Annotated in this window: 25 protein-coding genes and 1 tRNA gene; 8 read left to right on the top strand and 18 right to left on the bottom strand. The window is 68.7% G+C overall.

Annotated features, from left to right (window positions below; all coding sequences use genetic code 11):
• Positions 1-50: 50 nt before the first annotated feature.
• Positions 51-1034: a glycine betaine ABC transporter substrate-binding protein gene (locus T398_RS01490; protein ID WP_496443727.1), complete on the top strand. Its 984-nt coding sequence runs from the start codon at positions 51-53 to the stop codon at positions 1032-1034.
• A gap of 132 nt (positions 1035-1166) precedes the next feature.
• On the opposite strand, the gene asnB is transcribed toward T398_RS01490, so the two are convergent.
• The 4 genes from asnB to T398_RS01510 form a co-directional block, all read right to left on the bottom strand.
• Positions 1167-3887 carry an asparagine synthase (glutamine-hydrolyzing) gene (gene asnB / locus T398_RS01495; RefSeq protein ID WP_496443729.1) on the bottom strand — a complete coding sequence of 907 codons (2721 nt, stop codon included), beginning with the start codon at positions 3885-3887 and terminating at the stop codon, positions 1167-1169.
• 60 nt (positions 3888-3947) lie between these two features.
• A complete protein-coding gene (locus T398_RS01500; RefSeq protein WP_496443731.1) occupies positions 3948-4085 on the bottom strand; it encodes a hypothetical protein in 138 nt (45 codons plus the stop codon).
• Between the two features lie 348 nt (positions 4086-4433).
• Positions 4434-5912: a right-handed parallel beta-helix repeat-containing protein gene (locus T398_RS01505; RefSeq protein WP_496443733.1), complete on the bottom strand. Its 1479-nt coding sequence runs from the start codon at positions 5910-5912 to the stop codon at positions 4434-4436.
• Between the two features lie 142 nt (positions 5913-6054).
• Complete coding sequence (locus T398_RS01510; protein WP_496444065.1) at positions 6055-6786, bottom strand: MFS transporter; 732 nt, start codon at positions 6784-6786, stop codon at positions 6055-6057.
• Between the two features lie 729 nt (positions 6787-7515).
• On the opposite strand from T398_RS01510, the gene T398_RS01515 reads away from it, so the two are divergent.
• Entirely contained in the window at positions 7516-8343 is an 828-nt protein-coding gene (locus T398_RS01515) for a peptidoglycan-binding domain-containing protein (protein WP_496444067.1), read from the top strand.
• Positions 8344-8510: 167 nt separating this feature from the next.
• On the opposite strand, the gene T398_RS01520 is transcribed toward T398_RS01515, so the two are convergent.
• Positions 8511-9929 carry a right-handed parallel beta-helix repeat-containing protein gene (locus T398_RS01520; RefSeq protein WP_496443735.1) on the bottom strand — a complete coding sequence of 473 codons (1419 nt, stop codon included), beginning with the start codon at positions 9927-9929 and terminating at the stop codon, positions 8511-8513.
• Positions 9930-10249: 320 nt separating this feature from the next.
• On the opposite strand from T398_RS01520, the gene T398_RS01525 reads away from it, so the two are divergent.
• A complete protein-coding gene (locus T398_RS01525) occupies positions 10250-11683 on the top strand; it encodes a nitronate monooxygenase (protein ID WP_496443737.1) in 1434 nt (477 codons plus the stop codon).
• 66 nt (positions 11684-11749) lie between these two features.
• The gene (locus T398_RS01530) at positions 11750-12034 is read left to right on the top strand and encodes a hypothetical protein (RefSeq protein ID WP_496443739.1); all 285 of its coding nucleotides are present in this window, start codon (positions 11750-11752) and stop codon (positions 12032-12034) included.
• Positions 12035-12122: 88 nt separating this feature from the next.
• On the opposite strand, the gene T398_RS01535 is transcribed toward T398_RS01530, so the two are convergent.
• The 8 genes from T398_RS01535 to T398_RS01570 all read right to left on the bottom strand — a co-directional run bounded on the left by T398_RS01535 (position 12123) and on the right by T398_RS01570 (position 17401).
• Positions 12123-13379 carry a right-handed parallel beta-helix repeat-containing protein gene (locus T398_RS01535; protein ID WP_496443741.1) on the bottom strand — a complete coding sequence of 419 codons (1257 nt, stop codon included), beginning with the start codon at positions 13377-13379 and terminating at the stop codon, positions 12123-12125.
• A gap of 409 nt (positions 13380-13788) precedes the next feature.
• A complete protein-coding gene (locus tag T398_RS01540; protein WP_496443742.1) occupies positions 13789-14538 on the bottom strand; it encodes a dienelactone hydrolase family protein in 750 nt (249 codons plus the stop codon).
• Positions 14539-14763: 225 nt separating this feature from the next.
• On the bottom strand, positions 14764-15279 hold the full coding sequence (locus tag T398_RS01545) for a hypothetical protein (RefSeq protein WP_496443744.1): 516 nt from the start codon (positions 15277-15279) through the stop codon (positions 14764-14766).
• A gap of 96 nt (positions 15280-15375) precedes the next feature.
• Positions 15376-15534: a hypothetical protein gene (locus tag T398_RS01550; RefSeq protein ID WP_496443746.1), complete on the bottom strand. Its 159-nt coding sequence runs from the start codon at positions 15532-15534 to the stop codon at positions 15376-15378.
• On the bottom strand, positions 15531-15761 hold the full coding sequence (locus T398_RS01555) for a hypothetical protein (protein WP_496444069.1): 231 nt from the start codon (positions 15759-15761) through the stop codon (positions 15531-15533). The genes T398_RS01550 and T398_RS01555 overlap by 4 nt, the downstream gene beginning before the upstream one ends.
• Entirely contained in the window at positions 15761-15961 is a 201-nt protein-coding gene (locus tag T398_RS01560) for a hypothetical protein (protein WP_496443748.1), read from the bottom strand. Before T398_RS01560 ends, T398_RS01555 begins: the two co-directional genes overlap by 1 nt.
• A gap of 65 nt (positions 15962-16026) precedes the next feature.
• The gene (locus T398_RS01565) at positions 16027-16902 is read right to left on the bottom strand and encodes a helix-turn-helix domain-containing protein (protein ID WP_496443750.1); all 876 of its coding nucleotides are present in this window, start codon (positions 16900-16902) and stop codon (positions 16027-16029) included.
• Positions 16883-17401 (bottom strand): DUF6879 family protein, encoded by a 519-nt coding sequence (locus tag T398_RS01570; protein ID WP_496443752.1) that lies wholly within the window; start codon positions 17399-17401, stop codon positions 16883-16885. Before T398_RS01570 ends, T398_RS01565 begins: the two co-directional genes overlap by 20 nt.
• A 720-nt stretch (positions 17402-18121) precedes the next feature.
• Between T398_RS01570 and T398_RS01575 the strand changes: the two genes are divergently transcribed.
• Positions 18122-18517 carry a hypothetical protein gene (locus T398_RS01575; RefSeq protein WP_496444071.1) on the top strand — a complete coding sequence of 132 codons (396 nt, stop codon included), beginning with the start codon at positions 18122-18124 and terminating at the stop codon, positions 18515-18517.
• A gap of 72 nt (positions 18518-18589) precedes the next feature.
• Here T398_RS01575 and T398_RS01580 read toward each other — a convergent pair.
• Both T398_RS01580 and T398_RS01585 read right to left on the bottom strand, forming a co-directional pair.
• Positions 18590-18661, bottom strand: a tRNA-Val gene (locus T398_RS01580).
• A gap of 51 nt (positions 18662-18712) precedes the next feature.
• A complete protein-coding gene (locus T398_RS01585) occupies positions 18713-19273 on the bottom strand; it encodes a TIGR02611 family protein (protein ID WP_496443754.1) in 561 nt (186 codons plus the stop codon).
• A gap of 291 nt (positions 19274-19564) precedes the next feature.
• Between T398_RS01585 and T398_RS01590 the strand changes: the two genes are divergently transcribed.
• Positions 19565-19996, top strand: a complete 432-nt coding sequence (locus T398_RS01590) for an SsgA family sporulation/cell division regulator (protein ID WP_011905498.1) — start codon at positions 19565-19567, stop codon at positions 19994-19996.
• A 196-nt stretch (positions 19997-20192) separates the two neighbouring features.
• On the opposite strand, the gene T398_RS01595 is transcribed toward T398_RS01590, so the two are convergent.
• Entirely contained in the window at positions 20193-20969 is a 777-nt protein-coding gene (locus T398_RS01595) for an SDR family oxidoreductase (protein WP_496443756.1), read from the bottom strand.
• Between the two features lie 204 nt (positions 20970-21173).
• Between T398_RS01595 and T398_RS01600 the strand changes: the two genes are divergently transcribed.
• Positions 21174-22175: a helix-turn-helix transcriptional regulator gene (locus tag T398_RS01600; RefSeq protein WP_496443758.1), complete on the top strand. Its 1002-nt coding sequence runs from the start codon at positions 21174-21176 to the stop codon at positions 22173-22175.
• Here T398_RS01600 and T398_RS01605 read toward each other — a convergent pair.
• A complete protein-coding gene (locus tag T398_RS01605; protein ID WP_496444073.1) occupies positions 22059-23012 on the bottom strand; it encodes a hypothetical protein in 954 nt (317 codons plus the stop codon). The two genes, T398_RS01600 and T398_RS01605, sit on opposite strands and share 117 nt — an antisense overlap.
• 123 nt (positions 23013-23135) lie before the next feature.
• Between T398_RS01605 and T398_RS01610 the strand changes: the two genes are divergently transcribed.
• Positions 23136-24737 carry a tetratricopeptide repeat protein gene (locus T398_RS01610; protein ID WP_496443760.1) on the top strand — a complete coding sequence of 534 codons (1602 nt, stop codon included), beginning with the start codon at positions 23136-23138 and terminating at the stop codon, positions 24735-24737.
• A gap of 71 nt (positions 24738-24808) precedes the next feature.
• Here T398_RS01610 and T398_RS01615 read toward each other — a convergent pair whose 3' ends face one another.
• The gene (locus tag T398_RS01615; RefSeq protein WP_496444075.1) at positions 24809-26137 is read right to left on the bottom strand and encodes a sensor histidine kinase; all 1329 of its coding nucleotides are present in this window, start codon (positions 26135-26137) and stop codon (positions 24809-24811) included.
• Between the last annotated feature and the right edge of the window lie 77 nt (positions 26138-26214).

A 26214-nucleotide genomic window follows, 5' to 3' on the forward strand; every position in this document is an offset into this window, starting at 1 on the left:
CGCACACCTACCCACCACCCGACACTCGCACTACCCCAAGGAAGGTAACGATGCGAAATCGAACTGCACTCACCCGCCTGGCGGCCGGCTCCGCGGTGGTCGCCCTCGCGCTCACCGGCTGCTCGGTGACGACTGAAGACTCCGGCGCCGACGTCGCGGTCGGCGAGGGATCGATCAAGGAGGACGCCACCCTCAAGGGACAGACCATCGTCGTCGGTTCCAAGGACTTCACCGAGAACATCGTCTTCGGGCACATCACGATGCAGGCGCTGGCCGCGGCCGGCGCGGAGGTCGAGGACCAGACCAACATCAAGGGCTCGGTCAACGTCCGCAAGGCGCTGCTCAGCGGCGACGTCGACGTCTACTGGGACTACACCGGTACGGCGTGGATCACCTACCTCGACCACACGGACCCGATCCAGGACTCCGCCGAGCAGTACGCGGCCGTGGTCAAGGAGGACAAGGAGAAGAACAACGTGGTCTGGGGGGCGTACGCTCCCGCGAACAACACCTACGCCATCGCGCTGCGGGAGGAGAAGGCGGCGGAGTGGAACCTCACGACCGTCTCCGACCTGGCCGAGTTCGCCAAGAACAACCCGCAGGAGGCGACGTTCTGCCTGGAGACCGAGTTCGTCGGGCGGAACGACGGCTGGCCCGGAATGACCGCGGCGTACGGGATGGACATCCCGGCGGACAACGTCAAGGTCGTCGACACCGGCGTCGTCTACACCGAGACGAAGAAGGGCGAGGCCTGCAACTTCGGCGAGGTCTTCACGACCGACGGCCGGATCAGCCACCTGAACCTGCGGGTGCTGGAGGATGACCAGAGCTTCTTCCCGATCTACAACCCGGCTCCCACCCTCAACGGCGAGACCGCCGAGTCGTACGGCGCCATCCTGACGATCCTCGAGCCGGTGATCGCCAAGCTCGACGACGACACCCTGCGCGGGCTCAACGAGAAGATCGACGTCCAGGGCGAGCAGGTGGCCCAGGTCGTCTCCGACTGGATGAAGGCCGAGGGCTTCATCGGCTGAGGCACCTCGACCGCCGCACCATCGCCGCCGATGCCGCCCCTGTGTCCGGGTGGCGTCGGCGGCGCTCCGGCTTCTCCCCGGTATGACCCGGTGTGACGCACCCGGTGGCGCCACTTCGGCCCGCAACCCACGCTAGTTCTGGGCCACCACAACCGCGAATGGCGTCTGCTCGCGGGCCTGGCCGAGTGGATTGTCGGTGAACGCCTCCACCAACACCGCGTCCGGTAGGTCGGCGTCCCGGCCCAAGACGTCCTGACCAAAATCATTGGCATCGATGATAACGGTGCCACCGAACCGCTCCGCGAAGTCGGCGGGCAGGGCCGCCCGGACCGCCGCCGAAATGTCTCGGGCCACCCGATCCGGATCGTGCGGCGCCAGCTTCGCCGACACGTTCGCCGGGTAGGCCGAGTACTCGGTGGGCCCGTCGATGGCGCGTACCGCCGAACCCGCGATCCGGTAGAACAGCCCCCGTCGCCCGACCGCCTTACCAGCCGCCCCGGCCGCTGCAGCGACCAGGACGCGGGGCAGACCCACCTCCTGGATGGCTAGCTGCATCGTGGCCGGATGTCCCAGCCCAATGCCGTACGGCGTGCGCAGGACGCCGCGCGACAGCAGCCGCGCCCAGGCCCCGCTCCTGAGGTCGGTCACGTTGAAGATTCGTCCCTGCGCAACCGCAACCACTTTCTCGCTGACGAACAGGTACCAGGGACCGGCGGTTGCCAGCTGCTGGGTGGCAGGGGGCATCTCGGCCCCCTGTTTGTAGAACTCACCGACCCGGTTGACGGCGAGCGCGGGAACGTCGTCGCCGGTCGCGATGAGGTCGGTCTGCAGCGGAAACCGGGCCCAGGTGCCACTGGGCGTCAGCAACTCCTTCCCCTGGTTGGGCACGAAGTCCGGCTTCGGCAACGCTTGCGGGTCTGCGCCCTGGTCGGTGTCCGAACCGGGACCCCGCTGGACGGCGACCCGGGCCGGCTCCACCGGCCCCGATCCGGCCGCCTCGCTGGTCGGCGGGGAGTCGATGAACTCGCGCAGCCACAGTTCAACATTGAGCATCCGCCAGAACGTCATGGTTTCCACACCGCCCCGGCCAGCGACGTAATCCTCGAATGCCTGCAGCACGGCTCGCTGGTCGAAGTAGGGTCGCGCACCGAACGACCGAGAGGCGAAGATCAGATAAACGTCATTCTTGATGCGCTGAAACCAGCTGTCCTCGGGCGTGGTGAAGCCAATCTTGTTGCGGCGTCGATTGACCAACCGGGGCAGCAGGTCGACGGTCGCGTCCCGCAGCGCCCGCTTGTTCCATCCGTGGTGGATAATTGCAGACGGGTCAAGCGACCACACGGTACGCACCAGCGCAGCATCGAGAAACGGCACCCGACCCTCGATCGAGAATCGCATGCTGTTCCGATCCTCGTAGCGGAGCAACGCGGGCAGACTGTGCCGGAAAAGGTCGGAGGCCAGCCGGGCTTTGAGGTCATTGCGCACCATCGGGAAGCGCTCGTGCCGATAGGCTTCGGCGAAGTCCCGACCCAGCAGGTTGGCAACCGGTGTCCGCCGCCGACGGCCAACGACATCGGCCAACCGGGTGCGACCCAGGCGCCAGAGCACATCGACGGAGCGGAGCAGCTCTCCAGCCACCCGGCCACCGCGCAGGCCGCGCAGGTGCACCAGGTAGTAGGGCAGGTAGCCGGCGAGCAGCTCGTCGGCGCCCTGACCGTCGAGCAGCACCGTCACCCGGTGACTCGCCTCCCGCATCACGCAGTACTGCGCGTACGGTGCGGAGGAGATGACCGGTTCTTCCTGGGTTCGGACAAAGTCCCGCAGATCAGCCAGAAAGCGGTCCGGCGTCGGGCGCACCTTGTGCACCTGGAGCGTCTCGCCGCAGGTGGCCGCGACCGCGTCGACGTAGCGCTCCTCGTCGTTTCGCTCTCCCGGGAAGACCGCGGAGAAGGTCTGTTGCGTCGCACCAACCGGTCGCGTGGTGTCGTCGGCGGAGGCCAGCAGGTGATGAATGCTGGCCACCACGGTCGAGGAGTCCAAGCCACCGGAGAGGGCCGTCCCGACCGGAACGTCACTGACCAGTCGTGCCTGGATCGCTCGGTCGAGCGCCGCTCGGAACCGTTCCTGGGCTGCCTGGTCATAGGGGGTCGGTGCCGCCGCCAGCGCGTCCAGGTCGGCGTAGAGGCGGGTGTAGATCGAGCGTTGGACCGCGCCGTCCGAGGTGAGCAGGGCGATCTCTCCCGGCATCAGCCGAGTGACCCCGTGGAAGAACGTCCGTGGGGTGTCGTCGTGAACCCGGAACCGTAAGTATCGGTAGATGGTGTGGTCGTCGGGCTTGGGCGTGACCGCACCGGCGGCGAAGAGGGGGCGGATCTCACTGGCGAAGAAGACCCGTCCGTCTCCGTCCTCGGCGAGGTACAGCGGTTTGATGCCGAACTGGTCCCGGGCCAGCACCACCTCGCCCCGCTCCAGGTCGGCGATGGCCAGGGCGAACATTCCATTGAAACGGTCGAAGGCGGCCCGACCCCATTGGATCCACGCGGCGAGCACCACCTCGGTGTCACATTCCGTGGTGAATCGATGGCCGAGATCGCTCAACTCCGCGCGCAGTTGCCGATAGTTGTAGACCTCGCCGTTGTAGCTCAGCACCCACCGGCCGTTCGCCGACTGCAACGGTTGTTTCCCACCGGCTCGATCGATGACCGCCAGCCGCCGGTGCGCCAACCCGATCAGCCCGTCGGTCAGGTAGCCGTCGCCGTCGGGGCCCCGGTGGACCTGGGCGTCGGCCATCCGGCGAAGCACCGGCTCACCCCAGAATGCGCTGATGCCGATGTAGCCTGCTATCCCGCACATTGGAAGATCACCTCTGGGTTCACAACTGGTGCACTTGTTAGATGGGAGTTTCGCCGGGGTTCAGCCCGGACAGCCGGCGACATTGACACAGTTGTTGGGCCGATTTGCGCTCACCACAATGCCGGTGACAGGATTCCCCCCGCCGTCCTCGGCGGTCTGGCCACCGGCGATCTTCAGGGCGAGCAGGAGGCTGGCCACCCCGGCCACCAACCATGGCCGGGTACGGGCCGGACGCTCCGGTGCACCCCCCCTGGTCGTGGTCTTGATCCTGCATCGCGGTACCGGTGCCTTCCCCTGAACGACCAGGAACTCCGCTGACCGGGGCCAACCCCAGCGTGGTGTCCTCGACTACCGGACCGGCGGTAGCCGACAGTCAAACGCTAAGCCGACAGATCGCCCAGATAAACACGAACCCGAAAATTCGTCCCAAAGGTCGTCTAGCACCCGCCGGCAGCGCACAACCGACTGGTCGAACCGCCCAACCAAGGAGGGCCGAGAGGCGGGCTACCGCCGTGCACTCACCCGCGCATACGGCATGGTGGGCGGCTATCCGGCACAGCCCACAACGTTGACGCAGTTGTTCGGCCGGTTCTTGATCACGATCGTGCCGGTGGCGGTGTTCAGGTCCACCGTGCCGCCGTCGTTGACGACTCCCCCACCATCGGTGGCGGCGAGATTGTCGACCACCTTCGTCGCCGCGAGGCTGACCGTCCCGGAGCTGTGGATGCCGCCGCCCCGGTCGGCCCGATTGCCGAGGATCCGGGTACGTCGTATCACCGTCTGCCCCGCGTTGAAGATTCCACCGCCGGCGCCAGTCATCGCAGTGTTGTTCTTGATGATGCTGTCCTCGATGACGACGTAGCTTCCTCCACCGATGTCCCCCTCCACGAGGAGACCACCGGCCTGCCCGGACAGTGCGGTGTTGCCGGTCAGGCGAACCCACCGCAGGGTCAACTGCCCGCCGAGACCAACCCGGACGCCACCCCCGTCGGAATGGCTCGAATTCCTGATGATTCGAGTGCCGGTAACCGTGCCGATGCCGCCAGAGACGAACAACCCACCAACAGACTGTGCCCAGTTGCCGGCGATGCTGCCGCCCTGGACGGTCACGCCGCTGTCGGAGGCGAAGACGCCGCCGCCGAGGTCGGCGATGTTTCCACGAACGTGAGAATGCACGAGTTCCAGCGGGCCGGCGCTGAAGATCCCACCGCCACGCTGGTTCCCGATATTCCGTTCGACGCTGGAGTGGCTGAGCCGGGCGGTGCCGTTGTTGGCGATACCGCCGCCGAGGATGTCGGCGATGTTGCGATGGAGGACGCTGTGGTTGACGGTCAGCGCGCCACCGGTGTTGACGAGGATCCCTCCACCGCCCTCGACGGCGTGGCCGCCGGTGATCGTCAGCTGGTTCAGGGTGAGCTCACCGCCGGCGGTCACGGCGAGGATCCGGAACTGGTCGACGGCGGCGGCCCGCTCGATGATGGTGTTCCTGCCGCCGGTGAGGGTGATCGGGGTGCTGATCGCGGGTAGACCAGCGCCACCGAGGTCGGCGGTGAGCAGATAGGTGCAGCCCTCGGCGAGGTCGAGCACGGCACCACCGCCGGCGTTGGCCAGGGCGATCTCGGCGATCAGTCGATCCGGGTCGCAGGGCACCGGCTTGCCGGCCCGCCGCTCCCCGTCGCCCTTGCCCGCGCCACCCCTGACCTCGTCGCCCTTGCCCGCGCCACCCCTGACCTCGTCGCCTTTGCCCGCGCCACCCCTGACCTCGTCGCCCTTGTCGGCCGCACCGATGCCTTCGTCCCGACGGTCGTCGGCGGATGGCCCGCCGACCGGGGTCCCGGACGCGCCAACGGCGGGCAGGGCGCGCCCGATCGTCTCGCCCACCGGGGTCACCACAACCCCGACGGTGGCGAGCGCCAACCCGGTCACCCCCGCCAACCCGACAAACCACCGCCGCCGCCATGGCCGTGCTGGCTTCTCTCCCGGCCGGGCGGGCGGCTCTCCCTGGGCGTGGCGCTGATGGTTCATCGCGGTCTCGATGTCCTTCCCCGTGCACGGCAAGGAACCATCCGGCCGGGTGCCAGTCGAGGTCACTCCTCGGCTGTCCGCCCGGGTGGTACCAGCCACCGCACGCTAAACAAAGGAAAGCGATACGAAGCCCTAAATGCCACTAAATCCACCGAACCAGACGAACATGAATATCCTTATCCACCCTGGTCACGGACTCCGCGCTGGGCCGGGACTCGGCCGCAACCTCGCCGTCCGGCCGTCGGCGAGCCCGGCCGATCGCGACGGCCGCCGCCACCGAGCCGAGGGCCAGCGTCAGTCCGGCGCAACCGAGAATGATGGGCTGGGCACCGAAACTGGTGATCATCGGACCGCCGGCAAGGGTGCCGAGCGGCACGGAAAGAGTCACGATCGCGCCGACCCCGAAGACCACCCAGAACGCGGCGAGTGTTCCAGCCGAGTCGCCAGACACCTCCACGACGTGGACCGGCAGCGCCACCAGTACCGGCCCGCACAGGAAGAAGAAGCCGAAGGTCAGGATGGAGAGACCGCGCATGCCGCGGTCACGAGAGATCGCAGCGAAGCCTGCAAGACCGGACGACCTTCGCGCTCCGCGCGGAGCGCGCGCCGCCTTCGGCACGGCAATCAGGTAGGTGCTCGCCAGGACGGCGAATGCCGCGGCGTCAATGGCGATGACGACGACCGGACCACCGAAACCGATGATCACGGCCGCTAGGACCGGACCGGCGATCGCCACCGCAGCCCAGGTGGCCTTGGTTTCCGGCGGAGCCAACTGCAGGGCAAGCCAACTGACGGCGACCAGGCTCATACCGTCGCCCACATATGACAACACGAACCCCGGGAACAGTCGCCGCAGAATACGGTGCCGCAGCACCGGCCAGTAAGGCGAAGCACGAATACCCTCCGCCACCAACCAATCGCAAGAAAATTAGCGCTGAGCAGAGCTTGAGCCTCGACTGAAGCAAATACCGGCACTACCACCGCCCGACTCCCATCGCATCGCCGGGATCACGAGTAGGGCAGCGGAGTTCCTCGCAGCCTCGACTCCCTTCCCAGCGCAGACGAGGAACGGCCGGGCAGGAACGGTACGGGGACCGCCGCGACCACCGGCCGCCGGCGGGCCGCCAGCCCGCAGGAAAACCGGGATGGAGTCAGCGAACATGAATAGGGCGACGAGCGCTGCGACTGCGACACCCCTTGATGATCACCGGCCGGCACCAGCGCCACACCGGTTACCGAGAATGTGAATTTGCGTCTCGTTACCAATGCCCGCCAATCACCCACAGAGCAATCTGCGACAACGTTTGGATCATGCCCATGAGCCACGTGACCGCTAGAATCGATTAATCACCGACGAACCAGCATAAATTGTCGAGATCGTGATTCATGGCGGAATCAGGATCTGCTGATCGTGCCGCAAAACGCTGGATGCACGTACCGATCGAATTGCATCCCAGTTAAGGGAGGAACATGTCCGACACCAACCCGCACCCGGTCCCGAACGAGGACCCGGAGCAGCACATCGGGACGCAGGCCCCGGATCCGTGGCTCGACCCTGAGCAAACCGACTGGCCAGTTGTGGAGGTGAACGTCGATGGCATGGATGGTGGTACCGAACCTGGACGAAGCCCGTGATCAACTCAACAAGCGATTCCCCGAACGGGACACCAGATCGGACGGCTCGATCGGCGACACCTCCCACCAGAGCTCCCCGTCGAGCCACAACCCGGACCGGACCGGTCGGCCGGAGTATCGCGACGGCGACAACCTCGACGAGGTACGGGCCCGGGATTTCGACGCCGACCTACGCGACCCGGGCGGGGTCACGATGGAACAGGTCGTGCAGCTGTGGGTGAAGCTCGCCCGCTCCGGCGCGCTGTGGTGGGTCCGGTACATCATCTACAAGGGCCGGATCTGGCACCGCCGGCACAACTTCACCACCCACACCTACACCGGCTCGAACCGGCACACGAGCCACTGCCACGTGAACTCTGACTTCACCCAGGCCGCCGACACCGTGCGGGGCACGAACTGGCGGCTCGACCAGCTCGGCAGGCCGGGACCCGTCGAGCCCGAGCAGCCGACACCGGTCCGACCCGCACCGGGGCCGGCGGTGTCGTTCCCCCTTCCCAGCGGCTACTACTTTGGCTCCCGGAGCGGAGGAGATCGATCGGTGTCGGGCCACTATCGGCGGAAGTTCAACGGGAAATCGGACCGGCAGTGGCTCGCCATCTGGACCAAACAGCTCACCCGCCGAGGCTGGCCAGCTGGCAAGGGCAAGCGCTACCTCCGCCGGAACGGCCACGACGGCAGGTACGGACCGGAGCACCGCGAGCTGATCAAAGCGTTCCAGGCGGATCAGGGCCTCAGCAGGGACGGGCTACTGGGCCGTAAGACGTGGGATGCCGCCTACCGCAACCCAATTCGCTGATCATCCGCCGGGGCGCCGCGGCACGGTGCTGGTCCCACCCCGCGCGGCGGCGAACGAAAGAGCGGGATCAGGCGCGCGCCACGGTCGTCGGCGAAGACCAGGGGAAAGGGTTCCGCCCCACCGCATGCTCCCGGTGGGGCGAAACCCTTGGCGCTCTGCTCGGAGTGTCAGCCGGCGCAGCCGGGGACGTCCACGCAGTTGTTGGGTCGGTTCTTGATGACCACGGTGCCGGTGGCGGTGTTCAGCTCAACCGTGCCGAGGGTGTTGAAGATACCCCCGCCGTCGGCGACCGCAATGTTCTTGACCACCTTCGTCGCGAAGAGCGTCAACGTGCCGGAGTTGAAGATGCCGCCGCCCTCGTTCGCCTGGTTACCGATGACCTTGGTGTTTCGCAACACGGCTACTCCCGAGTTGTCGATCCCTCCGCCGATGTCGAAAGCGGTGTTGTTCTTGATAAGGCTGTCCTCGACGACCGCGATGGTGTCGCCGACTTCGGCGCCCTCCACGAACAGGCCGCCGGCCACGCCCGACAGCGCGGAGTTGTCGAGGAGGCCGACCTTCTGCAGCATCAACTGCCCGGCCTCGGCGACCCGGGCACCACCACCGTTTCCACTGGCGGTGTTCTTCGCGACCTTGGTGCCGGTCAGCCTGCCGATTCCGCCCACCAGATACAAGCCTCCCGCGTCGGACGCCTGGTTGCCGGAGATGCTGCCGCCCTTGCCGGTGACGGTGCTACCGCTTTGGTAGATGCCACCGCCCTGGTCGGCGGTGTTGTTGTCGACGTGCGACTTGACGATCTCCAAGAGGCCGGTGCTGAAGATCCCACCGCCTTGCTCGCTGGTGGTGTTCCGGTCGACCTTGGAGTGCTTGATCCGGGTGGTACCCAGGTTGGCGATTCCGCCGCCGTCGCCGTCGCCTTCGACGATGTTGCGGGTGATGGCGCTGTGGTTGGTGGTCAACGCTCCGCCGGGGTTGACGAGGACTCCCCCACCGTTACCGTCGGTCTGGCCGCCGGTGACCTTCAGGTGGTTGAGGGTGAGGTCACCACCGGTGTCGACGGTGAAGATCCGGAAATCGTCGACGGCGGCAGCGCGTTCGATCGTGGTGTTCTTGCCGCCGTTGAGGGTGATCGGGGTCATGATCGCGGGCAGACCGGCACCGTCGATGTCGGCGGTGAGCAGGTAGGTGCAGTCCTTCGCCAGGTCGAACACGCCACCGCCGGTGGCGTTGGCGAACGTGATCGCCGCGATCAGCAGATCGGCGTCGCAGGGGACCGGCGTGCCCTTCGGCGTAGCCTTCTTCCCCTTGTCGTTCTTTCCCCGCTCCTTCTTCCCCTTGCCCTGGTCGCCCTTGCTCTTGTCGTCGTGCTTGGACATGCCGTTGGCCCGGTGACTGTCCCCACGCTGGGTTTCGGCGCTGGTGGCGGCGCCTCCGGCAGCGCTGACGGCCGGAGCCGTCGCGACGCCGGCGGCGGTGAGTGCCAGCCCGGCTACCCCGGCCAGGCCGACCGTCCACCAGCGCGACCGCGCCCGGCGTTCGCCGGGGCGGTCGGTCCCGGTTTCGTGGGTGTGATGCTGTTGGTTCATCGCGGTGTCGATGTCCTTCCCCCGTGAACGGCGAGGAAGGACCGACCCCGGCCAGGCTTCCTCGGCTACCAGGCAGGCGGTAGCAGCCACCTCAGACGCTAAACCGACACTGGCCCCAACCAAACATGAACACGAACAAAACCTCTAAACCAGACAAAGCTTGAGGAGTGAGCTACCGGTGCCCACGCGGACCCGGTCTCCGGCCGGAGGCCCTTCGTGACCTGGCCCACCCGACTACAGGACCAAATGCCCTGTTGCCCCCGGCCGACAGGCCACAGGATTGCCAGTGCCGACAGGGCCGGCTGAAGGGCAGGAATTAGGTGGAACTTCCGATCATCATTCAGGGCGGGATGGGCGTCGGTGTCTCCAGCTGGCGGCTGGCCGCCGCCGTAGCCGCCGCCGGCCAGCTCGGAGTGGTGTCCGGGGTAGCACTCGACGCGTCACTGGCCCGCCGGCTACAGCTCGGCGACGAGGACGGCACGCTCCGGCAGGCGCTGAGCGCGTTCCCCGCGCCGGAGGTCGCCCAGCGGGTGCTGGACCGCTACTACGTGCCGGGGGGAATCCCCGCCGGCAAACCGTTCCGACCAGCGCCACTGCTGAGCATGCGGCCCCGACGACACGCGAACGAGCTGGCCGTGGTCGCCAACTTCGTCGAGGTCTACCTGGCCAAGCAGGGCCACAGCGGCGTCGTCGGCATCAACTACCTGGAGAAGATCCAGCTCGCCACCCCCGCCGCGGTGTACGGGGCGATGCTGGCCGGGGTCGACTACATCCTGATGGGTGCCGGCCTCCCCAGTGAGATCCCGTCTCTGATCGACGCCCTGACCCACCACCGGCCGGTCCAGTTGCCCGTCGCCGTCGAGGGCAGCCCGGTGGGGGAAGCCCACACCGTCGCCTTCAACCCGCCCGATTTGACCGGCGAGCTACTACCGCCCCTCCCACGGCCCCGGTTCCTGGCCATCGTCTCCGCCGCATCCCTGGTCAGCTACCTTGCCCGCAGCCCCCGTACCTGCCCCGACGGTTTTGTCCTCGAAGGGCCCACCGCGGGCGGCCACTCGGCCCGGCCCCGCGGCAAAATGGTGCTCGATGACAACGGCGAACCCGTCTACGGCGAGCGGGACCGGATCGACCTGGCCAAGGTAGCCGCCGCCGGACTGCCGTTCTGGGTCGCCGGCGGCCAGGCCGACCCACGGCGGGTAGCCGCCGTCCGGGCTGCCGGAGCCACCGGCGTTCAGGTCGGCACCGCCTTCGCCCTCTGTCGCGAATCCGGAATCAACCCCCAGCTTCGGCGGCAGCTGCTCCAGCGGGCCACCGACGGACAGCTCGCGATCCAGAACGATCCGGTCGCCTCCCCGACCGGCTTCCCCTTCAAGATCGCCCAGCTGGAGGGCACCGCCGCCGAGGACGGCATCTACCAGGCCCGCGCTCGCCGGTGCGATCTGGGTTATCTGCGCACCCCGTACCTGCGGCCGACCGGTCGGATCGGTTTCCGGTGCCCGGCCGAGCCGGTAGACGACTACATCCGCAAGGGCGGCGCGGCGGAGGACACCACGGGTAGCCGCTGCCTGTGCAACGGGCTCATGGGCACGATCGGCCTGGGCCAACGACGCGCCGGCGACGACACCGAGCCGCCGATCATCACCATCGGCCAGGACATCGGCGTCCTCACCGAGCTGCACCGGCGCTTCGGGGAGGACTACGCGGCCACCGACGTGCTGCACTACCTGCTCGCGACAGCCCAGTCCGGTAGCTGACGACACCGGCCCCGAACACCTACCTCTCCGATTCCGGTCATCGTCCGGAGTCGATACACTCCAGGGGTGTCCGAGATTCACCTCGGGTGGCTCGCCCTGCCCCTGCTGATCGCACTTGTGCTGGTCGTTCACGTGCTGATCGTCAACATGGCCCGGAGACGTCGACGCCGGGCTGGCCCCCGGGCCGGCAGCAGACAAGACACGATGGCGAACGCCCGCCGGGCGATCCGCCAGAGTGCCCGCCAGAGCCGCCGTCGGCGATCCGGCAGCCTCCGTGGGAAAGGTGGCGGCGGCAGCGAGGGCCAGGCCCTCGACAGCGCCGCCGGTAGCGAATCCGGCGGCGCGCCGTAGCTCTGGTGAGCCACCGCACGACGGAGCCCCGCCCCCACCGCGTACGGCAGGAGCGGGGCCCGGGTGAACTTTGACCCACTCAGGGTCGCTAGCCGGCGCAGCCGGGAACATTCACGCAGTTGTTCGGACGGTTGCTGATAACGGTGGTGCCGGTGGCCGTGTTCAGGGTGACGGTCCCACCCACGTCGTTGACGATGCCCCCGCCGTCGGTCACGGCAAGGTTGTCGGTGACGGTCGAGGCGAAGAAGGTCAGCGTTCCTGCCGCAAGATTCTGGACACCGGCGCCCGTGTCGGCCTGGTTCCCGTCGAGCTTGGTGCCGGTCAACGTGGTCATGCCCGCGTTGTAGATGCCCCCGCCCTGGGCGCCGGCGGTGTTGTCGACGATGCGGCTGCCCGTGATGTCGGCCGTGGACTCCTCGTCGACAATGAGGCCAGCACCGGTTTCGGCGGTGTTGCCGGCGAGGACGACTTTCTGCAGCGTCAGCTGGCCCTGAATGAAGACACCTCCGCCAGCATCGGCAGCGGAGTTCTTCTTGATGTGGGTGCCGGTTACCGAGCCGATTCCGCCATCAACGACGAAGAGACCAGCTCCCTGATCGGCCCAGTTGCCGGAGATGGAACTCTTGGAAACCTCGACCGCTCCTGCCGTGCTCCCGATACCGCCTCCCGAGAGGGTGCCGGTGTTCGCCTTGACCTCAGACTCGTTGACGGTCAGTACGCCCGTGTTGTAGATGCCGCCCCCTTCCAGCGGGGCGATGTTACGGCTGACGATCGAGCGCTTGATGGTGGTGGTCCCGTTGTTGGCGATGCCGCCACCATTACCACCGGCGATGTTGCGGGTGACTACGCTGTGGCTGACTGTCAAACCCCCGCCCGCGTTGACCAGGATGCCGCCCCCATCGGTACCCGCCGTGGTGGTCTGACCGCCGACGATCTTCAGGCGGTTGAGGGTGAGGCCGCCACCGGAGTCGACGGTGAAGATCCGGAACTGGTCGGCGGCGGCGGCGCGTTCGATCGTGGTGTTCTTACCGCCGTTGAGGGTGATCGGGGTCATGATCGCGGGCAGACCGGCACCATCGATGTCGGCGGCGAGCAGGTAGGTGCAGTCCTTCGCCAGGTCGAACACGCCGCCGCCCGCAGCGTTGGCAGCCGTGATCGCGGCGATCAACGCATCCGCGTCACAGGTGACGGGAGTGCCGGTGCCGACTCCATCCCGGGTGGTCGCGACGGGCCCGGGCTCCGCATTGGTCGCCGCGGTGGAGCCGGGCACGGGCCGGTTCGGTTGAGCGTGGGCGGCGGTGGCAAGAACGGCCGTGGTGAACGCCAGGCCGGTCAACCCCGCCATCCCGACGGCCCACCACCGTGGGGTCCGCCTATCTATACGGGTAGAGCTGTAGACATGTCGTTGAGATGGCATTGCGGTCTCGGTGTCCTTCCCCGTGAACGGCGAGGAGCCCACCACCCAAGGGGAACGCAGGTGGCGTGTTCCTCAGCTACCAGACAGGCGGTAGCGGCCCACCGTCGAGCTAAATCGACACCAAGCCCCACAGGACGACAAATGCGAGGAAAATACGCGAAGGAAGTTCTCATCTCGCTCGGACCCGGCACGCGGTCGAGGATGCTGCCGGGTCGGACGCGGCCAACACGGTGCTGAGTAGCCTTCCCGCACCGGCGGCTACGCGCAGCAGATCGTGGGGAGACGCATCGCGGACCACCAGGTCGAACGGAAGGTAGGCGGAGTCGGGCAGGTAGCGCTAGTGACGCAGGCCAACGTCCTCCGGTACGTGAAGGCACTCCGCCAGCAGGGCCACAATGTCGAGCCAGGCCCGCTGCGCGTGCCGCTGGTGGTAGCCGACGCCGGGGAGCACAGTCTGGTCGGCCCCCATCGGTGGGTGGTGGAAGGCGTGCAGGGCGCCGCCATAGACAACAAGCCGCCAATCGACGTCCGCGGCCTGCATCTCGGCGGTGAACGCGTCCCGTTGGACCGGCGACACGATCGGGTCTTCCGACCCGACCCCGGCCCACACCGGGCAGCGAATGCGCGCCGCCTCGCCCGGCCGACCCGTGGTCATTGCGTTAATCGTTGCGATCCCGCGCAGATTGGCGGCGTCGCGGCCGAGTTCCAGCACGATTGCTCCCCCGATGCCGTAGCCGATGGCGGCCATCCGGTCCGGGTCGGTCCGTGGTTCGGCGCGCAGCACGTCAAGGGCTGCGTGGCCGATGCCCCGCATCCGGTCGGGGTCAGCGAGCAGCGGAGTCAGGCGCGCCAGCATCTCCTGGGGGTCGGTGAACCAGCGTCCGCCGTGAATGTCGAAGGCCAGCGCCACGTACCCCAACTCCGCGAGGGCGTCGGCCCGGCGACGCTGAAAGTCGTTGAGCCCCGGCCCCTCGGGTCCGACCAGGACCGCTGGCCGGCGGTCGACGCCGACGGGCAGGGCGAGGTGCCCGATCATCGTCAGGCCGTCGGCCGGGTACTCGACTGTTCTCGTCGTGATGGACGTCATAAAGCCGGACTATAGCGATCGTCGAGCCCGGCCAGGCAGATGTTTCGCCGCGGGCAGATCAGCCGAGACAGGATGGCCGAGGCTCGCTGGCCGAAGGCTGGGGGTGCTGCTCGGCACGCCGGCCGCGCCCCGGTATCAGGCGCCGGCCGCCCGGCTGCGCTCCAGAGCCCGGGCAGCGGGCGCGATCACCCATCGCCTGATGCGGTGGGCAGGACCGGCCGGGGCTCACACTGACGCGGGCTCCGCAGGCGGAGCATTGAGACGATGCCATGACTGGACTCCCTGGGGGATCTGGTAGTCCGGATACGGGTCGGTCTCGGGCTCGGACGTGCCCCCGGACGCCGCCGTAGCGCGGAGGTAGATCACCGAACCGTCACGGGCCGCGATGCGGAACGCGGCGGCAACCGGCACCTCCACGCCGGGCTGTTGGCACAGCTCCCACGAGGTGAACACCTCGGGCCGGGCGACGTCCAGGAGTTGGTGGGCGAGCACGAGGATTCGGGCGGCGCGCTGCCGCGGTGGCAGCGGCCCGGAGGGCAGCGGTACCGGCGTGGCGTCACGCGGCGGTACGCCCGCCCAGAGCATCGCGGCTGTCCCGGACTGGTGTCTGACCTTGATCCCCGCGGGCGACTGTCCGCCCGGCTGGGCATCGGCGCCGTACCGAGTGACCTCGACGATGTCGGGGTGCTCGGCTGCCCGGAGGACGGCAGTCATCACGTCCAGGGCCTGGGATACCTGCACGGGCGCTCTCCTGACCTATCCGGGGATCGTGGCTGCTCACGGGCCGGGCCAGTGTACCGGCGGGAGGGGGCGGGGCGCGGCTCCAGCGCATCGCGGTCAGGCTCGGAGCAGGTCGTGGGTGAGCAGCCCGGCATATGCCTCCGCCCACGGCCAGCACCGCCGCGGGGTGCCGCACACCGGGCAGCGGCCGTCGACCTGCCGGTGCTCGTTCAGGTCCCGCCACCACCGGCGGACGGTCGCGTCGGCCGGGCTCACCGCCGCCGCCCGGCGCGTTCCGGTGGAGCCCAGTTGCCCTGACCCACCGAGGCCAGGTAGTCGTAGGCGGTGTCGGTGGGCGGGCACGGCCACCCGGATCGGCAGATCGGGCACCGGTCCACCCGCGGCCAGTGCTCGGTGATGATCCGCCGGGCGGACAGGATCATCCGGTTACGTAGCTGCACCGTCGACAGGCTGCCGGAGCGCGGCCGGGCGCGGGTGCCCATCACCGGCGGTTCGCCCGCTGCCGGGCGAGCGGGGTCATCAACGGCCGGCGGTCGAAGATGACCGTCGGCTGGTTGTGCAGCGGGGAGTAGGTGCCGGCCCGCGCCGCGTACCGGGTGGCGGGGCCGACTGCGTCCAGCCGTGCGGGCCGGCGGCGGCGATGGCCGGTGAGCCACCGCCAAGCGTTGCGAATGGTCGTCACGAATTCGCCTCCGTCACCGTGGATTGCTCCGTGATCAGAAGGCTACGAACCGTGCATGTCGCTGCTCAACGATGTTGCGAACTGTTGCGTCCGTCGAGCTGGGATAGCACGTTGATGACCAACGCGCGCGCGGGAGCCCCGTAGAGAGCGCTCGCCTGAAGTCGCTCGAACATCTGGCCGTACAGGTCAATTTCCTGTGACCGGGTGACTGCGAGGCTGGCGGTGGGCGTCTCCAGCGCGACAAGCGAGTTGTCGAACATCCAGAAGCCAGCGGACGCTACTGCCGGGCGTTCGATCATCATCGGGATGATCCCCACCGATACGTTTGGCAGGGACATCACCGCGAGCAGCCGGTCGAGCTGTCCGGCCTGGGTATCCGCCGACCCGAACCACGTTCGCAGTGCCTGTTCCTCCAGGACGACGACGAACCTCTTGCCCCGCTGGTAGATGACACGCTGGCGCTCCATGCGGACGGCGATGGCCTCGTCGAGGTCGTTGGGGGCCGACAGGATGCCGATCCAAAATGACAGCATGGCGGCGGCGTAGTCGGCGGTCTGGAACAGTCCGGGAATGACGTTGTGCTCGTAGATACGGAACTGGGTGGTCTGCTCGTACCGCGCCACGGTGTGCGCGCCGAGAACCCGTTTCATACCCGCGCGGGCCTGCCGCCGAAACTCCAGGTAGGCGGACTCAACCGCCCGCAACGTGGCGATCAAGTCGGCGGCCTGGTCGTCCGCGCCGCACACCGAACACCAGGTCCGAATGTCATGGTCGGTTGGGGGTTGCACGCCGTGCTCGATCTTGCTTACGCGGGTGAAGTGTTGGCCTGTGGCCACGGCGAGGGCCCGCCCGGTGAGCCCCGCATCCTTGCGAAGCTCACGCAGGCGAACACCCAGCGCCTCTTGTGCCTGCTGAGCGGCGCTAGGCGGGTTGGTAGCCATGGTGAGGTACGGCCACCTTCCACACGGCGTCAAACGACGTGCGACACAGTTTGATGTCCGCTGGGTCGGTTGACGTCTCGTAGGCGGCGTTCAGCCCATCGCCGCTGTAGATCAGGAAGACCACCAGGCGGTCATCGAACAGGTAGAAGTCGTTACCGGGGATGCCGATGGACGACACGAGGCGCCGGGGAATCCAGCGAATATCTTCGCCCGCGTCGACCATCGGGTGGGCGATGCTGTACGACCAGCGCTGATAGTCGCTAAGGGGCTCGGAGACAATCCGCGCCCGGCGGGCCGTCCTGCCGGCCGCTACATGCTGGCGCAGGGTCGCGCACCAGTCGTCCAACCATGCAAGGTCATCGGGTTCCCCGGCCGCCCACTTGGCCATATACGGCAGTTCAACCGAGGTGCCGTAGGAGTCCCGGGTCTCCAGGTGACTCGACTCGCGCTCGAAGGTCCGCAGCAGGCGGTCGAACTCGTCGCTACTGATCGAGGTCACGGTTGTCCTGCCTGAAGAACTGGAGCATCCGATCCGGGATCTCCACGCACGTTTCCCCCTCCGGAATGTCCATCTGCTCCAACGCCACCGGTCCTCGACGATCCACCCCTGAACGACCCAGCTTCCTCGGTCGGTGCGGTACACGGTGGGCGAGCCTGTGGGATTCGACTTCGGGTCCTTACCCATGAACGTTAAGCGCATGATCGTCCCCTGTCATTCTCGTTGCGAAGAATTGCGACACCGCCAGCGTGGGTTGCAGCACTGCCTCGGCGTCAAGAGCCAGGGCTCCGCTCGCAGCTTCCAGCACTCCACGCCGGCCCGTCGCGCCGTCACCTGTCCGTGTGGTCGTTCCTGGCGCGTCGCTGCGTACGAATTCCCGTACGCCCGCACTCCTGGAGCTGCCTGATTTCGTCTCAGCCTGTCCGTGTCGGACATTCTATTAGCCGCAAAAGGCGCAAATACCATTAACTTTCTTTACTTGTCGATTATGGATCCGCTATTACCATTAGTCGCCTGGTGATCACAGTGACGGGGGTTCGCGCCGCACGGGTTGCGGTCGTCTCGTTGCGCACATCCATCGATAGGGTCGTCGACACGCCGCGAAAATCCTTCCCATCTATTCGTACGTGTGTTCGACTAGCTCGCTTCTGACCGGCACTCACCGGAGGCCACCGAGACGTCATGAACTACCCCTCCCACCCCCACCGTCGCCAGCCCGACATGCCGCTGGTTGCCCGCGTGGCCAACGCCGCAACCGCCGCCTACCAGCGCGCGGTGACCAATAAGCGCGAACGTCTGTACCAGCAGGAGATCGAGCGACTCAGGCAGGAGAACGCGTGGCTCCGGAACGAGATCCGGCACTGCGCCAACGTCATCGAGGTGATGGGCCACGACCTGGAGGCGCGGCGCCAGGAATTCGTCCTAGGCGAACCCTCCCGAGTAGACACCCACGGGCGCACGGTGGTCGTCGATCAGCGGCGCCTGCTGGAGGTTCATCTTCGCGAACAGCTTGCCGCCGAACTGGAGGATGCGCTGCTGTCGGGCTTCGAGACCGGATACAAGGCTGGACTCGCAGACGGTCCGTCTCAGCGACGCCGACTCACAGGCGACTCATGATCTCTACCGTCGGATAGCAAGAGGGCCGGCTGGAGTTCTCCAACCGTCCCTCTTACCTGCCTATATTCAACGTGGGCGATACTGGGATCGAACCAGTGACCTCTTCGGTGTGAACGAAGCGCTCTCCCGCTGAGCTAATCGCCCGTTGGCTCGGATGACTCTACCTGATCGCTGATGCCGACCCCAAACCGAGGCTCAGCTCGCCTTGAGGCGGTCCAGCACCCAGGCCACCACGTCGATGCCGACGCTGTACTTGAGCGACAGCCACACGACGGTTGACACGAAGACGATACCGACCGCACCGATAACGAACCGCACTAAGAGTGACTGTCGCGTAACCCAGGCGGTCCAACCATAGACGTGCCGGCGGGTAAAGGTAAGCAACCGCCGCGCCCAGTGAAACTCCACCGCCCAGATCCCGAGGCCGGCGATCACCAGCAACCAGCCGGGGCCCGGCAGCGGGATCAGCGCGATTCCGACGGTGACGACGATGGCACCAGTGATCGCGACAAAAACCTTCAGGGCAAGTCGGCCGGTGGGGTTGGCCCGAATCAACGCGAGGGTGGTCGAGACTCGCTGGCGCCACCGCGGCCGCTCTCCCCGGGTGTCGACCAGCGCCGTCCCCGCTGCCGGTGCACCCATGTCCGAGCCGGATCGGCCCGGCCTACTCCGCTGTTCGTTCGACACCCCGCACCCCCGCCGTTCCGCCGTCTGGGTCGCGATGATCGGTCGACCCGACGGCGTGACACGATCCACTGAGGATCACTGTGTCACATTTCCTTCCCAGTGTGACGCGCGCCCGTCACTGCGACCGTGGACTGGACGTTACCGGAGTAAGTCGACGACTGAAGCACCTGATGCCAAGCGGCACCGCGGACGGGCGGAACCGGAAATCCTACAGGAACTTTCACATTCTGGGGAACACTCCGAAGACCTTCCCACCACTGGGTGAAGTCAGCGTATGGCGGAGCGTAGCTAGGGGCAGCACCTGAGTATGGGAAAAGCGGGACACGCGCGTTCCGCAGCGGTGCCGGGGGGAGAACGTCCATGAGTGTCATCCGACCGACGACCGTAGAGGTCGAGACGTCGCTAAGGCTCGTCGCACCTGACGCCACGGCCTTGCCGGTGCGCGCCAGTTTGCGCTACGACCCTGCTGATCCGTATGCGGTCCACGTCCTGTTCCATGCGGAATCGGCCGGTGGCGAGGCGGTCAGCTGGTCGTTCGCACGGGAACTGCTGGTGACCGGCCTCGATGAGCCGGCCGGTATCGGCGATGTGCGGGTCTGGCCCTGGGCCACCCCGCGCGGGGACTTCGTCGCCCTGGCGTTGTCGTCCCCGGACGGCAACGCCCTGTTTGAGGTGCCGCGGAGCGTCCTGGTGCGCTTCCTGCGGCGGACCTACGTCGTCGTCGCGCGCGGCCGCGAGGCCGAGCACTTGGACGTCGACACGGCGGTGAACCGGCTACTCGCCGGACGCTGAGCTCGAAAGGCCGGAATCTGGATCGAAGGACCGGAATCTGGTGACCGGTCAGCCGGGGCCGCGCGGAGCTGCCGAGTCCGCGCGACCCCGGCCAAACCCGGTCGGTACGCGAAGCGCCAACCGCCGACGACGCGAAACGCAACCGCCAACCGCCAACCACCGACCACGCGAAACGCAACCGCCGGCCACGTCATGCTCAGCCGTGGGTGGTGATGCCGCCGTCGACCGGGATCACCGCGCCGGTCAGGTACGCGCCGGCCGGCGACGACAGGTAGATCGCGGTGCCCGCCATGTCCGCCGGTCGGCCGATCCGGCCCAGTGGCACCTGCTTCTCGATGGCAGCCCGAGAACCGGGATCGTCCAGGGCGAATGCCATCATTTTGCTCTCAAACGGGCCCGGGGCGATCGCGTTGACGGTGACGTGTTCAGCGGCGAGCTGGTGGGCGAGGTTGCGGGTCAGCATGTGCACGGCCGCCTTCGTGGCGGAGTACGCGTACACCTCCATCCACGGGACCCGGATCCCGTCCACCGAGCCGATGTTGATGACGCGGGCGGGATCGTCTGCGGTGCCGGCGGCACGCAGTACGGGCAGCAGCGCGGTGGTGAGCCGAAAGACGGCCTTGACGTTGACCGCCCAGAGCTTGTCGAATGCGCTCTCCGGATATGCCTCAAGTGGTGCACCCCAGGTGACGCCCGCGTTGTTGACCAGTACGTGGAGTCGGTCGTGCCGCTCTCCCACGGTGGCGGCGAGCGCCTCGGCGCCGGCGGCGCTGCTGAGGTCGACCGGGATCGCCGTGCACTCGCCCAGCGTTGACAGTTCGGCGGCGACCGCCGTGCAGACGTCCGCCTTCCGGGCAGCAATGATCACTTTGGCGCCGGCCCGTACGAAACCTTCGGCGATCATCCGGCCGATCCCGCGCGAGCCGCCGGTGACCAGGACGGTCTTGCCGGTAACCGAGAAAAGATCCGTCATGCCCGTCCCTTCACCATCCACCCCTACCGCTCGGTAACGTAATCGCCTCGCTCAGTCCCCACAACCCTGCCGCCGGCACGACGGAGTCGAGGCGGAAGGGACATCCCGGATCGGGAGCGCGTTGGTGCTGGTCCGCCACGTGCACGGGCCGCGCGGCGAGGACGGTGGTGCGAGAATCGGCGTACCGGGCTACCGTCGCGGGTGATGTTCTCTGCTGTTCATCGCACCCCGGACGCCGCTGTGAGCGCGGCGCTCGGCTTCGGTGGTGTAGTGACCGATCCGGCGTGGCGGCGTCCGGTCCTGCTGACGGCGGACCTGCTCATCCTGGTCATCACAGGGCATGGCAGCGTTGAGGTGGACTTCCACCCCTTCCCCTGCCATCCGGGCACACTGCTGCGGGCCCGGGCGGGCCAGGTGCTTCGGTGTGGGCCACCCAACCTGGATGCGATCGTGGTGCGCTGGACCCCGGCGGCGCTGCACGGCTTCGGCATCGATTCCGCGGCGGCCCCGACCCGGCTTGAGCTGACCGGTGCGGATGGGGCGGCCATCAGTTCCGGGTTCCATCAGCTCGCGGTGGACTGCGAACGGCATCGCGGGGAGTCCGCCGCTCTGCTCCGCCACCAGCTGGCGGCGCTGCTGCTTCGGCTGGCGCTGCTGCCAGACTGCCGGGAGGGGCCGCAGCCCGCGTCGCGGTCGGCGTCTCCGTCGGCGTCGCGCACCGAGACCCGCACTTTCCGACTGCTCTGCCGCGAGTTGGAGCAGGGCTACCAACGCAGCCGCCGGGTGGAGGACTACGCCGACCGGGTGGGTTGCTCGGTTCGTACTCTGACCCGCGCCTGCCTGGCGGTCACCGGGCGCAGCGCGAAGCAGGTGGTGGACGAGCGGGTGGCGTTGCAGGCCCGCCGCCTACTCGCGGCGACCGACGAACCGGTGGCGCGAATCGGCCAGCGGCTCGGTTTCGCCGAGCCGACCAACTTCGGCCGGTTCTTCACCCGGGAGGTCGGGGTCAGCCCGGGGGCGTTCCGCGCGGCCCGGGACGTTCCGCCCCTGGTACGCCCGCGCCCGCCCGCCGATGCTGGCGACGGTCAACTACGGATGCCGGGCCACAGCGATCACCACGTCACCGCCGAGCCGACCGTGCTCGGGGTCGCGCACGGCGGCGCCGCACCGCAGCAGCCCGGTGAGCGCCCGCTGCACGTCGACTGACCGGTACGCGGTCGCGGTCAGCGCGTGTCGGCGCAGCTCGGTGACGGTACGGGGGCCGGAGCGGGCCAGCTCGGCGAGGAGTTCCTGGCCCAGCGACTCGGGGTCGGGTGCGATGTCGAGCAGTTGCCCGCTCGGGTCGGCGGGGTCCCGATAGCGAACCGCGGTGTCGGCGTCCACCGCCCACAGGTTTTCCTTGAACGCCTCCAGGCTCCGGTCGTGGCCGGTGCCGAAGGCGAGCCGCCGCGCGAGTGACCCGTCCGCCGCGACCAGGTCGACCTGGGTGGTGAGTGGGAAACCGGCACCGGCGAGACCGGCCCACACCGAACCGGCAGATGCCGTGGAGCCGGCAGGGCCAGCAGATGCAGCCGCGGCGCCGGCAGCCGCGGGCTTCGCCTCGGTGACCAGCAGGAGCTCGGCGGGGCGGCCGGCGGCGCTGGCGGCCAGCACACCGGGGTCAATGGCGCCCGCCCCATCCAGGTACGACAGCAGCGGCGCCCCGGCCGAGCCGGCTGCCTTCACCGCCACCGGCAGCCGGACGGGACCGCCGGGCACCAGGTGTACGGCTATCTCGGCCGGCAGGATCGCCTCGATCGCGCCCAGCCGGGCGGGGAGTTCCTCACCTCCATCGGCGAGCACCAGCACGGTGAGCTGCCGTCCGCGAAGCCGGCCGGCGTGCTCGGCGAGCACGCCGAGTACCGCTTCGGCGGATTCGGTGGCCGCGAGCAAAGCCCCGGGCCCGTACGCGAGCGCCACGACGCTGGGCCGCCCCCGCGCGACTGCTCGGGGCAACCACGCTTCGAGCTGCCGGCCGAACAGTTCCCGTACCACCCCGTCCATCACGCCATCGGTTCTACCGTACTGGGATGGCCCGGAGGCGGCGGGGCCGACAAAAGCAGCGCGGCGGGAATCCCATCCGGCGCGGGGCTTGTACATACCGTCGCTGGTTAAGCACGATGGGGCGTGCCTTCTGGCTTCGGTGATCTGACTGACCACGCGCTTCATCTGGTGGCTACCGGCGACCTCCCCGGCGCCCGGCGGCTCCTCTCCGACGCGTTGGCCGACGCCGACCCACGGCCGACCACCGCCAGCGCCGAGTTGGCCGAGTTGGCGAGCCTGCAGGCGCGGGTACTGGTGGGGCTCGGCGACCCGCGGGCCGCCCGGGGTTGGGCCGCGTACGCGTACGCGGCCAGCAATCACCTGCACGGCCGTTCGGACGAACGGACGGTCGCGGCTGCCGCCACCCTGGCCGCGGTGCTGCACCGGGTCGGTAGTTGGTCCCGCGCGGCCCGGACCTACCAAGAGGTGATCATCGAGCTGACCGCCCTGGATGGGCCGGAGTCGCTTCGCGTTCTCGCCGCGCACGCCGATTTGGCCACGCTGGAGTACGCTCGCGGCCAGTGCCAGGTGGCCCGCGACCGGCTGGCCGACGCGTGGGAGCTGCACCGCGAGGTGTACGGGGATGGGCATCCCAGCGGCATCAAGATGCTCGCCCGGCTCGGTGCGATGCAGCGCGACTGCGGGTTGGCCGGTTCAGCACAGGAGAGCCTGGTGCTGGCCGAAGAGCTATGCCGCCAGTATCTGGCCGTCGCGGACCCGCTGGCGGTGCAGGTGGCCGCGCTGGGCCGGGCGGACGCCGATCCGGAGCACCGCTGCCCATCCCACGGGCGGGCGGCCCCGATCGTGCCGGCCGCTCGGACGCCCCCGCCGGGCGACGGGCCGCTCCCCGAGGACCGGCCACAGCATCCAGCGCAGCCTGGTTATCGCCCGACCAACCTGTATTTTCCGCCGGAGCCGGAGCCGGAGCCCGAGCCGGACCGGTCGGTGGCCGAGCAGCATCCGGCAGCTGGGTATTCGCCGCCACCCGCGGTCCCGACGCCCCGGCTACCGCCGGAGGGTGCGGCGTTCCCCGAGCCCCCCGAGCTCTTCCCGCCGGACTTTCCGGCCGACGAGCACGAACCGTGGTGGCGCGAGTCGTCAACCACACAGTGGGGCGGCGCCGTACCCCCCGCGGTGTTGCCCCTGACCCACCTGGAGGAGGCCGACGGGGTCCGCCGGGTCGAGCCCCACGGGGTGTCCGATCCGCCGACGGACCAGCCGTCGCGGCTGTTGCCAGTGCCGGTACCGCGCGCCACACCGCCGCCCCGGCACCGGCTGCCGCTCGTGGTGGGTGCGGTGGTGGTGCTGCTGGGCACGGCCGCGGTGATCGCCGGGGTCTCCCGATTCGACGGGTCGGCACCACCGTCGGCGACGGACCCGGCAACCGGGACCCCGGCTGCCCCGGCGGCCTCGCCCAGCACTCCGCCCGGTGCGGTGGCCCTGACCGACAACCAGGACAACGTCGCCCTGCGCTGGACCTACCCGGAGGGAGGAGCGGGCCCGGTGGTCGTCTCGGGGGGCCAGCCCGGCGAGTCGCAGACCATTTTCGCCAACCTGCCCGCCGGCAGCACCGAATACGTCGTGTACGGGCTCAACGGTCGCGTTGACTACTGCTTCGCGGTGGCGGTGGTGTGGTCAACGGAGACGATCGCCCGGTCCGAGGAGGTCTGCACCAATCGTGATTGACGCCATGTCCGGCTGGTCGCGGTGGGCGCGTCCACGACTCGGGGGAGGGCGCTACCCGGTGGGCGCGTCCGCTACTCGGGGGGCAGCGCGGGCAGCGTCACCCGGACGCGTAGGCCCGGCGGCGGATCGGCGTCGGTGAGGTCGACCCGACCGCCGGCCCGCCGCACCAGTTCACGCACGATGGCGAGTCCCAGCCCGGCGCCGCCGGCGTCCCGGTCGCGGGCGGCGTCCAGCCGGGTGAACCGGCCGAAGACCCGTTCCCGATCGGCCACCGGGATGCCGGGCCCGTCGTCGGTCACCAGCACCCGGTGGTGCGCGGGCCCGTCCGGCTCGACGCCGAGCAGCACCCGGGAGCGGGCGTGCCGTACCGCGTTGTCGACCAGGTTGACCAGCACCCGGCGCAGTTCCTCCGGGTCGCCGACCGCCCAGAGCGGCGACGCCGACGGTGCCAGGTGGACAAGCTTGGCCGGGTAGCGAACGGCCACCTCGGCCAGCAGGGCACCCAGGTCGACCGGCCCGGTGCCGCGGGCCGGTGGGGCCTCGTCGAGGCGGGCGAGGAGCAGCAGGTCATCGACGAGCCGGCCGAGCCGTTCGGTGTCGGCCAGCAGGTCCACCGAGACGGCCGGCCAGTCGGTCCGCTCCCCCAGCCGCTGCGCGACCTCGAGTTCGGTCCGCAGGTTGGTCAGCGGGCTGCGCAGTTCGTGCGCGGCGTCGGCGACGAACGCCCGCTCCCGGTCCCGGCTGGCGCGCAGCCGATCCAGCATGTCGTTGAGGGTCACCGCGAGCCGGTGGATCTCGTCTTGCGACGCCGGAACGGGTAGCCGGCCGCGCCCGTCCCGACCGGTGATCTCCTCGGCGCCCCGACGCAGCGCCTCCACCGGGCGCAGCGTCGCGCCGACGGCCCGCCAGGCCACGAGGGCGAGCAGACCCACCAGCGGCGGGAAGCTGACCAGCAGGATGGTCTGGACGACGTGGATACTCTGCCGCACGTCCACCAGCGAGCGGGCGACCAGCACGGTGAGTGGGTCGCCGTCGGTGCCGGCCGGGACGGCCACCACCCGCATCGGCCCGGTCAGCCCCATGCGTTGCCCCGACACGGTGATACCGGCTCGGGCGCTGCGGTCGACCTGGTCCGGCCGGACCATCGGCACCAGCCGGTCGGCGTCGATGGAGGCGGCGCGGACCCGTCCCCGGGCGTCGATCACCTGTACCCGTACCTGGCTGCCGGCGACGGGCAGGGGGTCGGGCAGGGCGTCTTCGGCGGCCAGCAGGGCGATGGCGTCGGCGGTGCGTAGCGCCTCCGTGTCGACGTTGCGGTGCAAAGTCCAGTTGAGCACGGCCAGGAGCACCAGGCCGCCGACGACGAGCCCCGCCGACACGCCGAGTAGGCCGATCGCCATCAGCCGTCCGCGGAGGCCAAGGGGGGTCCAGGGCCGCCCGCGCGCCCCGCCCGCGGTGCCGGGGCGGGGACGATCGG

This window comes from Salinispora goodfellowii (assembly GCF_059570675.1).